The organism is Streptomyces sp. PA03-5A (assembly GCF_033792725.1).
Taxonomy (GTDB): Bacteria; Actinomycetota; Actinomycetes; order Streptomycetales; family Streptomycetaceae; genus Actinacidiphila.
The window spans coordinates 418,101-431,426 of sequence record NZ_JARAVL010000001.1 but is presented as its reverse complement, the minus strand read 5'-3'; the positions used below and the strand labels follow the sequence as shown (position 1 = coordinate 431,426).

General features: G+C 73.3%; 12 protein-coding genes. 11 read left to right on the top strand and 1 reads right to left on the bottom strand.

Translation table 11 applies throughout. The features are described 5' to 3' along the window. Positions 1 to 22: 22 nt before the first annotated feature. Positions 23 to 1,018, top strand: a complete 996-nt coding sequence (locus PV410_RS01955) for an extracellular catalytic domain type 1 short-chain-length polyhydroxyalkanoate depolymerase (protein WP_500321862.1) — start codon at positions 23 to 25, stop codon at positions 1,016 to 1,018. 39 nt (positions 1,019 to 1,057) lie between these two features. Here the strand turns inward: PV410_RS01955 and PV410_RS01950 are convergent, their stop codons facing one another. Next, a complete protein-coding gene (locus tag PV410_RS01950; RefSeq protein WP_500321861.1) occupies positions 1,058 to 1,600 on the bottom strand; it encodes a DUF1697 domain-containing protein in 543 nt (180 codons plus the stop codon). A gap of 102 nt (positions 1,601 to 1,702) precedes the next feature. Here PV410_RS01950 and PV410_RS01945 point away from each other — a divergent pair, with 102 nt between their 5' ends. The 10 genes from PV410_RS01945 (at position 1,703) to PV410_RS01900 (ending at position 13,325) form a co-directional block, all read left to right on the top strand. Then, the gene (locus PV410_RS01945) at positions 1,703 to 2,971 is read left to right on the top strand and encodes an AAA family ATPase (RefSeq protein ID WP_500321860.1); all 1,269 of its coding nucleotides are present in this window, start codon (positions 1,703 to 1,705) and stop codon (positions 2,969 to 2,971) included. 11 nt (positions 2,972 to 2,982) lie between these two features. After that, positions 2,983 to 3,315: a nucleotide pyrophosphohydrolase gene (locus PV410_RS01940; RefSeq protein ID WP_500321859.1), complete on the top strand. Its 333-nt coding sequence runs from the start codon at positions 2,983 to 2,985 to the stop codon at positions 3,313 to 3,315. Between the two features lie 184 nt (positions 3,316 to 3,499). Beyond that, complete coding sequence (locus PV410_RS01935) at positions 3,500 to 3,955, top strand: DUF6099 family protein (RefSeq protein ID WP_499514554.1); 456 nt, start codon at positions 3,500 to 3,502, stop codon at positions 3,953 to 3,955. Between the two features lie 118 nt (positions 3,956 to 4,073). Next, positions 4,074 to 4,997, top strand: a complete 924-nt coding sequence (locus PV410_RS01930) for an LLM class F420-dependent oxidoreductase (RefSeq protein ID WP_500321857.1) — start codon at positions 4,074 to 4,076, stop codon at positions 4,995 to 4,997. Positions 4,998 to 5,027: 30 nt separating this feature from the next. Next, a complete protein-coding gene (mmuM, locus tag PV410_RS01925; RefSeq protein ID WP_500321856.1) occupies positions 5,028 to 5,990 on the top strand; it encodes a homocysteine S-methyltransferase in 963 nt (320 codons plus the stop codon). Further along, the gene (locus PV410_RS01920; RefSeq protein ID WP_500321855.1) at positions 5,981 to 7,438 is read left to right on the top strand and encodes a 3' terminal RNA ribose 2'-O-methyltransferase Hen1; all 1,458 of its coding nucleotides are present in this window, start codon (positions 5,981 to 5,983) and stop codon (positions 7,436 to 7,438) included. The genes mmuM and PV410_RS01920 overlap by 10 nt, the downstream gene beginning before the upstream one ends. Then, positions 7,435 to 9,981, top strand: coding sequence for a polynucleotide kinase-phosphatase (locus tag PV410_RS01915; RefSeq protein ID WP_500321853.1), 2,547 nt, complete (start codon positions 7,435 to 7,437; stop codon positions 9,979 to 9,981). The genes PV410_RS01920 and PV410_RS01915 overlap by 4 nt, the downstream gene beginning before the upstream one ends. Positions 9,982 to 10,056: 75 nt before the next feature. Further along, positions 10,057 to 11,280: an arginine deiminase gene (locus PV410_RS01910; protein WP_500321852.1), complete on the top strand. Its 1,224-nt coding sequence runs from the start codon at positions 10,057 to 10,059 to the stop codon at positions 11,278 to 11,280. A 114-nt stretch (positions 11,281 to 11,394) separates the two neighbouring features. Further along, on the top strand, positions 11,395 to 12,399 hold the full coding sequence (argF, locus tag PV410_RS01905) for an ornithine carbamoyltransferase (protein ID WP_500321851.1): 1,005 nt from the start codon (positions 11,395 to 11,397) through the stop codon (positions 12,397 to 12,399). Between the two features lie 98 nt (positions 12,400 to 12,497). Then, positions 12,498 to 13,325: an enoyl-CoA hydratase family protein gene (locus tag PV410_RS01900; protein WP_500321850.1), complete on the top strand. Its 828-nt coding sequence runs from the start codon at positions 12,498 to 12,500 to the stop codon at positions 13,323 to 13,325. The last annotated feature ends 1 nt before the right edge of the window (position 13,326 follow it).

The window sequence follows — 13,326 nt, the reverse complement described above, 5'->3', positions numbered from 1 at the left end:
CACCGCTCTTACCGTCCGGCGCATGACCTTATTCAGAGCCGCACTCCACCGGGGCCGCCCGCGTGCCGCCCTGCTCGCCGTCCTCGTGGCGCTCCTTGCCGCGCTCGTCCCCGTCCGTCCCGCCCACGCCGCCGGCGCGATCGAGGAGGTGACGGGCTTCGGCAGCAACCCGGGCGCGCTGCGGATGTACCGCTACGTCCCCGCCGGGCTGCCGCAGGGCCGGCCGGTCGTCGTCGCCCTCCACGGCTGCACCCAGAACGCCCAGGGGTACGGCGCCCAGAGCGGCTGGACCGCTCTGGCGGACCGCTGGGGCTTCTCCGTGGTGCTGCCCGGGCAGACCTCGGCCAACAACCTCAGCCAGTGCTTCAACTGGTTCCAGACCGGGGACATCGCGCGCGGCCAGGGTGAGGCCGCCTCCATCCGGCAGATGACCGACCGTCAGATCGCGGACACCGGCGCGGATCCCTCCCGGGTGTACGTCACCGGGCTCTCCGCGGGCGGCGCGATGACCGCGGTGATGATGGCGGCCTACCCCGACGTGTACGCCGCGGGCGGCGTGGTCGCCGGGCTGCCGTACGGCTGCGCGCAGGCGGCGGGTTCGCCGTACGTGTGCATGTACGTCGGCGCGACGCAGACCCCCGCGCAGTGGGGCGCCCGGGTCCGCGCCGCCTTCCCCGGGCACGTGGGCCCGTGGCCGCGGCTGACCGTCTTCCAGGGCACCGCCGACTACACGGTCAAGCCCGTCAACATGGACGACCTCGTACGGCAGTGGACGGACGTCCACGGCGCCGACCAGACCGCCGACGTCTCCGACACCGTGGCGGGCTTCCCGCACCGCACGTACAAGGACGCCTCCGGCGCCGCCGTCGTCGAGACGTACAGCATCACGGGCATGGGCCACGGCCAGCCCGTCGACCCGGGCAGCGGGGCCGCCCAGTGCGGCACGGCGGCCGCCTACATGCTCGACGTCAACCTCTGCGCGGCATACCGGCTCGGGACGGGCTGGGGCCTGGGCTGAGCGGGAGGGGGTGACGGGGCGCGCGCCGGCTGTGCCCCGTCACTCCGCGGCCATCGCCGCCAGGCGGGTCACGGTGTTCCAGTTGCGGGCCGTGGCTGTCAGGCCCAGACGCTTCTCCCACAGCGCGTGGGAGAGCCGGGTCTTCTGCACCCCGCCCGGGCAGTGCACGTAGATCTCGCGCTCGCCGGGGCGGAAGTCGTCGGGCGCGAAGTCGGCCGGGTCGAGACCGGCGATCCGGTCCGGATCGACCGGCCCGGACAGGAAGGTGACCAGGAAGCGCGCGGGATCGACGCCCGTCATGTCGAACGGGTTGCGCTCGACGACCCCGGCGAGCGCGGTCGCCTCACGGACGATGCACGGCACCTTCCGCCCGTCGAACGCGGCGGCGATGGCCGCCTCCAGTGTGTCCGCCAGCTTCGCCGGGTCGGCGCGTTCGTGCTCGAACAGGGCGTTGCCGCTCTGCAGATGGGTGCGCACGCAGGTGCCGCCGATCTCCTCCAGCAGCTGTCGCAGGTCCTGCATCGGGAGCCTGGTCGTCGCCCCGACGTTGATCCCGCGCAGGAGCGCCACGTATCCGGTCACCCCGCCACATTAGCCGTCGCCTCGCCGGGCTTACCCACTTTCGGAGGACCACCGGCCCGGCGGAACGGTTCGGCACCGGGCACCGCCGCTACGTTCGCGTCCATGAGCACGAAGCGTGACCGCCCGGTCGTCACCGAACTGCGGCTCTCCGCGTTCAAGTCGCATCGCGGCGCGAGCTTCCCGCTCGGACCGCTCACCCTGCTGGGCGGGGCGAGCGGGACCGGCAAGTCCAGCGTCCTGGAGGGGCTCGGCCTGCTCGGCCGGCTCGCCGCGGGCGAGGAACTGGCGACGGCGTTCGACGGCGTGCGCGGGGGAGTGGCGGCCTGCGTGCCCCATGCGGCCCGGCCGGACGCGGAGGGGCGGCGCGGATTCCGCATCGGGTGCACGGTGGACGGCGCGGTCGGCCCCGTCGCGCTCGACGTCGCCGTGCAGACCGAACCCGAACTGCGCATCGTCGGCGAGCGGTTGACCGGCGCCGGGGAGACCCTGCTCGCCACCGCGCTGCGCGACCCGGGACGGCGCACGGTCCAGGCGGCCTGGCACACGGCGGGGCTGGTCCCGGTGACCCGGGCCCCGCTGCCCGACGACCGGCTGGCCACCTCCCTGCTGCCGCTGCGCGTCGCGGGGACGACCGAGGGGCAGCGGCTGGTGCTCGCCGCCGCCGAGCAGACGGTGCTCGCGCTGCGCGGGGCGTTCCCCGTCGACCCCCGGCCGGACACGATGCGGGAACCCGCGCGCGTGGCGGACGGCCTGCTCCGCGGCGGCTGCGACAACCTCTCGGCGGTGCTGCGCCGCACCCAGGGCGAGTGCCGTACGCGGCACGCGGCGCTGGTCGGCGCCCTGCGGGCGGTGTGCAGCCCGCCCGTTGAAGGACTGACGGTGATCCCCGCGGGGGAGCCGGGGACGGGGGCGTACGCGGAGTCCGTACTGGCGGCCGTCGACCGGGGACCGCTGGGGCTGGTGCCGGTGGACCGGCTCGGCGACGGGGAGCTGCGCTTCCTCGCGCTGGCGCTGGTGCTGCTCACCGGGCCGGGCGTGCTGGAGGTGGACACCAGCGGCGAGGTGCCGGACGCGGTGCAGGTGCTCACGGTCCTGGCGGACGGACTGGACGCCGGTCTCGACCGGGCGCAGACGCGGCAGTTGCTGGCGCTGGCCGCCCTGGTCGCCGAGCGCGGCCACATCAGGCTGCTCGGCACGGTGCACGACCCCTCGGTGGCCGAGGGGGCGGACGGGGTCACCCTGCTGCGCCTCGGGAGCGCCGCGGCCGGCCCGGAACGGGTGCCGGCCCAGGGGACGGGTCCGGACGCGCCGGACGCCGGGGCCCCGCCGGCCGGGCAGGCCGCGGCGCAGCACGCGGCGGCGATGGGGTAGACCTTGCGGGTGTGACCGAGGATCTGCACGCGCTGCAGCGCAGGCTGGCCGCCTTCGCGGCCGCCCGGCGCTGGGAGCCGTACCACACGCCCAAGAACCTGGCCGTGGCCTTGAGCGTCGAGGCGTCCGAGCTCCTGGAGATCTTCCAGTGGCTCACGCCCGAGCAGGCGGCACGGGTCATGGAGGACCCCGACAGCGCCCACCGGGTACGGGACGAGGTGGCGGACGTGCTCGCGTACCTGCTGCAGTTCTGCGAGGTGCTCGGCGTCGACGTGCTCCAGGCGCTGTCCGCCAAGATCGACCGCAACGAGCTGCGCTTCCCGCTGCCGGGGGCCGGGGACTGAGGCGCGGCGGCCGGTGCGCCGCGGGTGCGGGCGTTCCGGTCAACCGCGCGTTCGCCCGTTGGCCCGGGCGGGTGAGCGGGTTGTCCACAGGCGGGAACCGGCCACTTCCACCTCGCGTCATGAGCCATCACTCTGAGTGAGGAACGGGATTGACGGGGCGGAGACGGGGCGGAGGTGCGTCGTGATGGACGCGGTACGGCTGATCCGGGCCACGCGGGAGGCGCTGCGAAGCGGCGGGACCGAGCGTGAGCTGATGGCGGAGGCCTGGCAGGTGCAGGCGCTGACGGAGGCGGTCGGCAGCCACCTCGCCCTCCACGGGGCGCCCGAGCTGCGCACCCCCGGCTTCTCCGTCTGCGAGGCGGGCGGCAGGGCGTGCGGCGCCACGGGACCGCCGGGGGTGGCCTCCGGGCCGTTGCGGGCGTCCCTGCTCACCGACGTGCGCGAGCCGGCCGGGACCTTGCGCGAACTGCGCGAGCTGCTGTCGGAGCTGGGCATGGCCCTGGTCTCGGTGGCCTGCACCGCCGAGAGCGAGACGGAGTACTGGCAGTGCATCGAGGCGGTGGACGCCGCCGACGAGTCCAAGGACCGGGTGGGAGTGCTCCTGCGCGCGGTCGAGGCGCGGCAGCGGGAGGGCGCATGAACGGTAAGCCGCCCGAGCGCGAACGGAGTTGGCGGATTGCCGTCGTCTCCGGTCCGGGAAGGTGCCACACGCGACAGGTTGCCGATCGATTCGGACCGGAGAGGTGCAGGATGGAGGCATGGATCTTCGAATCTTCACCGAGCCCCAGCAAGGGGCCTCGTACGACACCCTGCTCTCCGTCGCCAAGGCGACCGAGGAACTCGGCTTTGATGCCTTCTTCCGGTCGGACCACTACCTCAAGATGGGCGACGCGGACGGTCTGCCGGGGCCGACCGACGCGTGGATCACCCTGGCCGGCCTCGCCCGCGAAACGAAGCGGATCCGGCTCGGCACCCTGATGACGGCCGCCACGTTCCGGCTGCCCGGTGTGCTCGCCATCCAGGTCGCGCAGGTGGACCAGATGTCGGGCGGCCGCGTCGAGCTGGGCCTGGGCGCCGGGTGGTACGCGGACGAGCACACCGCGTACGGCATCCCCTTCCCGAAGGAGAAGTTCGCCCGGCTGGAGGAGCAGCTCGCCATCGTCACCGGGCTGTGGGGCACCCCGATGGGCGAGACCTTCGACTTCAAGGGCGCGCACTACTCGGTGGAGAACTCGCCGGCCCTGCCCAAGCCGGCCCAGGCGAAGCTCCCCGTCCTCATCGGCGGGCACGGTGCCAGGCGCACCCCGCGGCTCGCGGCCCGCTACGCCGACGAGTTCAACCTGCCGTTCGGTTCGCTGGAGGACACCGCCCAGCAGTTCGCCCGGGTGCGGGAGGCCGCCGAGGAGCACGGCCGGGGCAAGGACGAGATCGTCTACTCCAACGCCCTCGTCGTGTGCGTCGGCAAGGACGACGCCGAGGTCGCCCGCCGGGCCGCCACCATCGGCCGCGAGGTCGAGGAGCTCAAGGCCAACGGCCTCGCCGGGTCCCCTGCCGAGGTCGTCGACAAGATCGGCCGCTACGCCGAACTCGGTGCCACCCGCTTCTACCTGCAGATCCTGGACCTGAGCGACCTCGGGCACCTGGAACTGATCGCCTCCGAGGTCCAGTCGCAGCTCGGCTGACCCCGGCACACCACGCAAGGAGCACCCGCGATGCCCGCACCCCACCGGCCCTTGGCGCAGGCCCTCGCCGAGTCCACCGTCGTCCTCGACGGCGGGCTGTCCAACCAGCTCGCCGACCAGGGCTGCGACCTGGCCGACGCGCTCTGGTCGGCCCGGCTGCTCGCCGACGCGCCGGAGCAGATCGAGGCGGCGCACACCGCCTACGTGCGGGCGGGCGCGCGGGTGCTCATCACCTCCAGCTACCAGGCGACCTACGAGGGCTTCGCCGCGCGCGGCATCGGACGGCAGGAGGCGACCACCCTGCTGCGCCGCAGCGTCGCCCTCGCCCGTGCCGCCGCCCGCGACCGCGACGACGTGTGGGTGGCGGCCTCCGTGGGACCGTACGGCGCCATGCTCGCGGACGGCAGCGAGTACCGGGGCCGCTACCGGCTGAGCGTCGCGGAACTGGAGCGCTTCCACCGGCCCAGGATCGAGACGCTGGCGGAGGCCGGTCCGGACGTCCTGGCGCTGGAGACCGTGCCCGACACCGACGAGGCGGAGGCGCTGCTGAGGATCGTCGCAGACCTCGGGGTCCCGGTCTGGCTGAGCTACACCGTCGCCGGCGGGACGACCCGGGCGGGCCAGCCGCTGGAGGAGGCGTTCCGGATCGCGGCGGATGCGGACGCGGTGATCGCCGTCGGCGTCAACTGCTGCGACCCGGCGGACGCCGCCCTGGCGGTGGAGACGGCGGCGGCGACCGTGGACCGGCCCGTGGTCGTCTACCCCAACAGCGGCGAGAGCTGGGACGAACGGGCCCGCGGCTGGCGCGGCGGCTCGGTCTTCGACCCGGCACTGGCGTCCGCCTGGCAGCGGGCCGGTGCCCGGCTCATCGGGGGATGCTGCCGGGTCGGGCCCGCGCAGATATCCGCCCTCGCCTCCACGCTCACCCAACAGCCGGGGAAAACCGCTGTTCGGAGCGGGGACGAGCAGGCGATACTCAGGCGGTGTTCCTGACGATAACGACCACCGGCAGCGGCGGCATGCCCGCCACGGACCTCGGCTTCCTGCTGCACAAGCATCCGGAGAAGGCCCAGGTCTTCTCGACCTCCTACGGCGACGCCCACGTCTTCTACCCCATGGCGTCCGAGCAACGGTGCACGGCCGCGCTGCTGCTGGAGGTCGATCCGGTGGCGCTCGTGCGGCGCGGCAAGGGCAAGGGCCGGGGCGGGGCCCCGGACTCCGCTCTCGGCCACTACGTCAACGACCGGCCGTACGCCGCCTCGTCGCTGCTCGCGGTCGCCCTCCGCACGGTGTTCGCCAGCGCCCTGAGGGGCGTCTGCGACGCCCGTCCCGAGCGGGCCGCGCAGCCGCTGCCGCTGCGGATCGAGATCCCCGCCGTGCCCGCGCGCGGCGGCGCCGCCCTCGTCCGCCGGCTGTTCGAGCCGCTGGGCTGGAGCGTGGAGGCCGAACCGGTCGCGCTGGACGAGCGGTTCCCCGAGTGGGGCGAGTCGCGCTACGTGCGGCTGGCCCTGGAGGGCGAGCTGCGGCTGTCCGAGGCCCTGCGGCACCTGTACGTGCTGCTCCCGGTCCTGGACGACGCCAAGCACTACTGGGTGTCGCCCGACGAGGTCGACAAGCTGCTGCGCATGGGCGACGGATGGCTCGCCGTCCACCCGGAGCAGCGGCTGATCACCAGCCGCTACCTCGCCCGCCGCTGGTCGCTGACCCGGCAGGCCATGGAGCGGCTGGAACTGGCCCGGCTCGCCGAGGCCGACGACAGCGAGGCCGAGGAGCTGGACAACGCCGTCGACGAGGAGGTGGACACCGAGGAGAAGCCGCTGCCCCTGGCGGTGCAGCGCCGCGAGGCGATCCTGGCGGAGCTCCGCGACGCCGGGGCGAGCCGGGTCCTCGACCTCGGCTGCGGTCAGGGCCAGCTGGTCGGCGCGCTGCTGAAGGACGTCCGCTTCACCGAGATCCTCGGCGTCGACGTGTCGGCCCGGGCCCTGGGCGAGGCGGCGCGGCGACTGCGGCTGGACCGCATGGGCGAGCGGCAGTCCTCCCGCGTCCGGCTCGTGCAGGGGTCCCTGACGTACACCGACGCCCGCCTCAAGGGTTACGACGCCGCGGTGCTCAGCGAGGTCGTCGAGCACCTCGACCTGCCCCGGCTCCCCGCCCTGGAGTACGCCGTCTTCGGTGCGGCACGACCCGCGACCGTGCTCGTGACCACGCCGAACGTCGAGTACAACGTGCGCTGGGAGACGCTGCCCGCCGGGCACGCCCGGCACGCGGACCACCGCTTCGAGTGGACCCGGGCGGAGTTCCGCTCGTGGGCGGAGCAGGTCGCCGGACGCCACGGCTACGGCGTGCGGTTCGTCCCCGTCGGCCCCGACGACCCCGAGGTCGGCCCGCCCACCCAGATGGCCGTTTTCACGATGACCGCGAAGGAGGTCACGTCCGCATGACCGGCAAGCACACCCTCCCGGTGACCGACCTCTCCCTCGTGGTCCTGATCGGCACCACCGGCTCCGGCAAGTCGACGTTCGCGCGGCGCCACTTCAAGCCCACCGAGGTGATCTCCTCGGACTTCTGCCGCGGCCTGGTCAGCGACGACGAGAACGACCAGGGCGCCAGCGGTGACGCCTTCGACGTGCTGCACTACATCGCGGGCAAGCGGCTGGCCGCCGGCCGGCTCACCGTCGTCGACGCCACCAGCGTGCAGCAGGAGAGCCGCCGCCAGCTCGTCCGGCTCGCCCGCGAGTACGACGTGCTGCCCATCGCGATCGTCCTCGACGTCCCCGAGCAGGTCTGCATCGAGCGGAACGCGTCCCGTCCCGACCGCGCCCACCTGCCCCGGCACGTCGTGCAGCGCCAGCAGCGCGAGCTGCGCCGCTCCCTGCGGCAGCTGGAGCGCGAGGGCTTCCGCAAGGTGCACGTCCTGCGCGGCACCGAGGAGGTCGAGGCGGCCGAGGTCGTGCTGGAGCGCCGCTACAACGACAAGCGCGAGCTCACCGGCCCGTTCGACATCATCGGCGACGTCCACGGCTGCAGCTCCGAACTGGAGACCCTGCTCGGCAAGCTGGGCTACGTCGACGGCGTGCACCCCGAGGGCCGCACGGCCGTCTTCGTGGGGGACCTCGTCGACCGCGGCCCCGACAGCCCCGGCGTGCTGCGCCGCGTCATGGGCATGGTCGCCGCAGGCGACGCCCTGTGCGTGCCCGGCAACCACGAGAACAAGCTGGGCCGCTGGCTGAAGGGCAAGAAGGTCCAGCACACCCACGGCCTCGCCGAGACCATCGAGCAGCTGGAGCAGGAGGACGAGAAGGACCCCGCCTTCCGCGAGCAGGTGCGGGAGTTCATCGAAGGGCTCGTCAGCCACTACGTCCTCGACGGCGGCAAGCTGGTCGTCTGCCACGCCGGCCTGCCCGAGAAGTACCACGGCCGCACCTCCGGCCGGGTCCGCTCGCACGCCCTGTACGGCGACACCACCGGCGAGACCGACGAGTTCGGCCTGCCCGTGCGCTACCCGTGGGCCGAGGACTACCGCGGCCGCGCCGCCGTCGTGTACGGCCACACACCCGTGCCGAGCACCTCGTGGATCAACAACACGATCTGCCTCGACACCGGCGCCGTCTTCGGCGGGCGGATGACGGCCCTGCGCTGGCCCGAGCGCGAGATCGTCGACGTCCCCGCCGAGCGGGTCTGGTACGAGCCGGCCAAGCCGCTCGCCAGCGAGGCCCCGGGTGGGCAGGACGGGCGGCCGCTCGACCTCGCCGACGTCGCCGGCCGCCGTGTCGTGGAGACCGTGCACCACGGCCGGGTCGCCGTCCGTGAGGAGAACGCTGCCGCCGCGCTGGAGGTCATGAGCCGCTTCGCGGTCGACCCCCGGCTGCTGATGTACCTGCCGCCGACGATGTCGCCGTGCGCGACCTCGCAACGGGAGGGTTACCTGGAGCACCCGCACGAGGCGTTCGCCGCCTACCGCGCGGACGGCGTCGGCCAGGTGCTCTGCGAGGAGAAGCACATGGGCTCCCGCGCCGTGGCGCTGGTGTGCCGCGACGCGGAGACGGCCGGCGAGCGCTTCGGGGTGACCGGCGGCGTGACGGGCGCCCTGCACACCCGCACGGGCCGTCCGTTCTTCGACGACCCGGCCGTCACCGAGCAGGTCCTGGACCGGCTGAGGGCCTCGGTCACCGCCGCCGGGCTCTGGGAGGAGCTGGGCACGGACTGGCTGCTGCTCGACGCCGAGCTGCTGCCCTGGTCGCTGAAGGCCACCGGCCTGCTGCGCAGGCAGTACGCCGCCGTGGGCGCCGCCTCCGGCGCGGTCTTCCCGGGTGCGATCGCCGCCCTGGAGTCCGCCGCCGCGCGCGGCACCGACGTGGCGGGCCTGCTGGAGCGGCAGCGCGGGCGGTCCGCCGACGCCGCCGCCTTCACCGAGGCGTACCGGCGCTACTGCTGGACGACCGAGGGCCTGGACGGGGTGCGTCTCGCGCCGTTCCAGATCCTGGCCGCCCAGGGCCGCAGTCTCGCCGGGCTCGCGCACGACGAGCAGCTGGCGCTCATCGACCGCATGGTCGCCAACGACCCGACGGGGCTGCTCCAGGAGACCCGCCGGGTGCTGGTCGACACCCGCGACGAGGAGTCGGTGGCGGCCGGTACGCAGTGGTGGCTGGAGCTGACCTCCGCCGGCGGCGAGGGCATGGTCGTCAAGCCGCTCCAGGCCCTGGTGCGCACCGAGGACGGCAACCGGCTGGTCCAGCCCGGCATCAAGTGCCGCGGCCGGGAGTACCTGCGGATCATCTACGGTCCCGAGTACACCCGGCCCGACCAGCTGGCCAGGCTCCGCTCCCGCGCCCTGGGCCACAAGCGCTCCCTCGCGCTGCGCGAGTACGGGCTGGGCCTGGAGGCGCTGGACCGGCTGGCCGCGGGCGAGCCGCTGTGGCGCGTGCACGAGGCGGTCTTCGCCGTCCTGGCGCTGGAGTCCGAGCCGGTGGACCCCCGGCTGTGACGGGCGAGGGGCGGGCACCCGGGTGCCCGCCCCTCCCTGGCGGTAAACCCTTGCCAAGTGGGAATGTCTAGCTCCATGGCATTCCATGTGGACTCCGAGGCAGGGCGGCTGCACCGCGTCATCCTCCACCGCCCCGACCTGGAGCTGAAAAGGCTCACGCCGTCGAACAAGGACGCCCTGCTCTTCGACGACGTCCTGTGGGTGCGCCGGGCCCGTGCCGAGCACGACGGCTTCGCCGACGTGCTGCGCGACCGTGGCGTGGCCGTGCACCTCTTCGGTGACCTGCTGCGGGAGACGCTGACCCTGCCCGAGGCCCGGCGCATGGTGCTGGACCGGGTCTTCGACGAGAAGGAGTACGGCCCGGTGGTCACCGACCACCTGCGCGCCGCCTTCGACGAGCTGTCCGCGGCCGAGCTGACCGAGGCCCTGGTCGGCGGCATGACCAAGCGGGAGTTCCTGGCCCGTTTCGCGGAGCCGGCCTCGGTCCGCTTCCATGTGACGGACCTGGACGACTTCCTGGTCAACCCGCTACCGAACCACATCTTCACCCGGGACACCTCGGCCTGGGTCTACGACGGGGTCAGCATCAACGCGATGCGCTGGCCGGCCCGCTGGCACGAGACGATCCACTACGAGGCGATCTACCGCCACCACCCGCTCTTCGCGGGCGGCTCCTTCCACGTGTGGTCCGAGGGCCAGGCGGCCTACCCGTCCACCATCGAGGGCGGCGACGTCCTGGTGATCGGCAACGGCGCCGTCCTCATCGGCATGAGCGAGCGCACCACCCCGCAGGCCGTGGAGATGCTGGCCCAGCGCCTGTTCAACGCCGGGTCGGCCACCACGATCGTGGCCCTCGACATGCCCAAGCGCCGTGCCTTCATGCACCTGGACACCGTGATGACGATGGTCGACGGCGACACCTTCACCAAGTACGCGGGCCTGGGCATGCTGCGCTCCTACACCATCGAGCCCGGCGCGGGGGAGCGCGACCTGAAGGTCACCGACCACCCGCCGGAGCACATGCACCGGGCCATCGCGGCGGCCCTGGGCCTGGACGACATCCGCGTGCTCACCGCGACCCAGGACGTCCATTCCGCCGAGCGCGAGCAGTGGGACGACGGGTGCAACGTGCTCGCGCTGGAGCCGGGCGTCGTGCTGGCGTACGAGCGCAACGTCACCACCAACACCTTCCTGCGCAAGCGCGGCATCGAGGTCATAGAGATCCCCGGGAGCGAACTGGGGCGCGGCCGCGGCGGTCCGCGCTGCATGAGCTGCCCCATCGAGCGGGACCCGGTCTGACGGGGCGATCCGTGGCCGGGCCCGGCTGTATAAGGATGCGCCTGTTCGTATAGACTTCCATGGTCTCGGCGCACTCATGTTCGGCACCCGGCCGACCCCGACCTAGGAGCCCCCATGGCCATCGACCTCACGGGCCGCCACTTCCTCAAGGAGCTGGACTTCGCCCCCGAGGAGTTCCGCGGGCTGGTGGACCTGGCCGCCGAGCTGAAGGCGGCCAAGAAGGCGGGCACCGAGGTCCGGCGGCTCGCCGGCCGGAACATCGCCCTGATCTTCGCCAAGACCTCCACCCGCACCCGCTGTGCCTTCGAGGTCGCCGCGGCCGACCAGGGCGCGTCCACGACCTACCTGGACCCGGCCGGCTCCCAGCTCGGCCACAAGGAGTCGGTGAAGGACACCGCCCGCGTGCTCGGCCGGATGTACGACGGCATCGAGTACCGCGGGACGGGCCAGGAGGTCGTCGAGGAACTGGCCGCCCACGCCGGGGTGCCGGTGTGGAACGGCCTCACCGACCAGTGGCACCCCACCCAGATGCTCGCCGACGTGCTCACCATGGCCGAGCACTCCCGTTCCCCGCTGGGGGAGACCGCCTACGCCTACCTCGGCGACGCCCGCTCCAACATGGGCAACTCGCTGCTGGTCACGGGCGCCCTCCTCGGCATGGACGTCCGCATCGCCGCCCCGGAGCAGCTGTGGCCGGACGACGGCGTCGTCGCCGAGGCGCGGCGGCTCGCGCAGGCCACCGGCGCCCGCGTCACCCTGACCGAGGACGTCGCCGAGGGGGTCGCCGGCGCGGAGTTCGTCCACACCGACGTCTGGGTGTCCATGGGTGAGCCCGCCGAGGTGTGGGACGAGCGCATCGCGCTGCTGAAGCCGTACGCCGTGACCACGGACGTGCTGCGGGCCACCGGCCGCCCCGACGCGAAGTTCATGCACTGCCTGCCCGCCTTCCACGACCTGGGCACCACCTTGGCCCGGGAGATCCACGAACGGCACGGGCTGACCTCGCTGGAGGTCACCGACGAGGTCTTCGAGTCGGCGTGCTCCATCGTCTTCGACCAGGCCGAGAACCGGATGCACACCATCAAGGCCGTGCTCGTCGCCACGCTGGCAGGCATGTGAGGCGCCGCGCATATCGCGCACTCGTGACGGCGGTCACGAAGGAGTGATAACTTCGCGGTGTTGGCAAGCCTGCCTCCCCCGCGAAGGAGGACGTGCCCATGAGCCCCTACCGAGGCTCCGCAGGCCGGACCGAGGAATGGCGGCATCTGCGCGTCGAGCGCGCCGACGGCGTCGTCACCGTCACCCTCGACCGGCCCGACAAGCTCAACGCGCTCACCTTCGGCGCCTACGCCGACCTGCGCGACCTGCTCACCGAGCTGCCCCACCACGGCGACACCCGCGTGCTGGTGCTCGCCGGGGCCGGTCGCGGCTTCTGCTCCGGCGGGGACGTCGACGAGATCATCGGTGCCACCCTCGCCATGGGCGCGGGCCAGCTCCTGGACTTCACCCGCATGACCGGGCAGGTCGTCCGCGCCCTCCGCGAGGCCCCCTTCCCCGTCGTCGCCGCCGTCCACGGCGTCGCGGCCGGAGCCGGTTCCGTCATCGCCCTCGCCTCCGACTTCCGGATCGTCGAGCGCTCGGCCCGCTTCGCCTTCCTCTTCACCAAGGTCGGCCTCGCGGGCGCCGACATGGGTGCCGCCTACCTGCTGCCCCGCATCGTCGGCCTCGGCCATGCCACCCGGCTGCTGATGCTCGGCGACACCGTCGGCGCCGCGGAGGCCGACCGCGTCGGCCTGGTCAGCGAGCTCGTCGACGACGGGCAGGCGGACGCGAGCGCCGCCGCCCTCGCCAAGCGTCTGGCGGCCGGCCCTGCGCTGGCGTACGCGCAGACCAAGGCCCTGCTCACCGCGGAGCTCGACATGCCGCTCGGCGCGGCCGTGGAGATGGACGCCGCGACCCAGGCGCTCCTGATGACCAGCGAGGACTACGCCGAGTTCCACGCCGCGTTCACCGACAAGCGCAGCCCCAACTGGAAGGGCCGTTAGC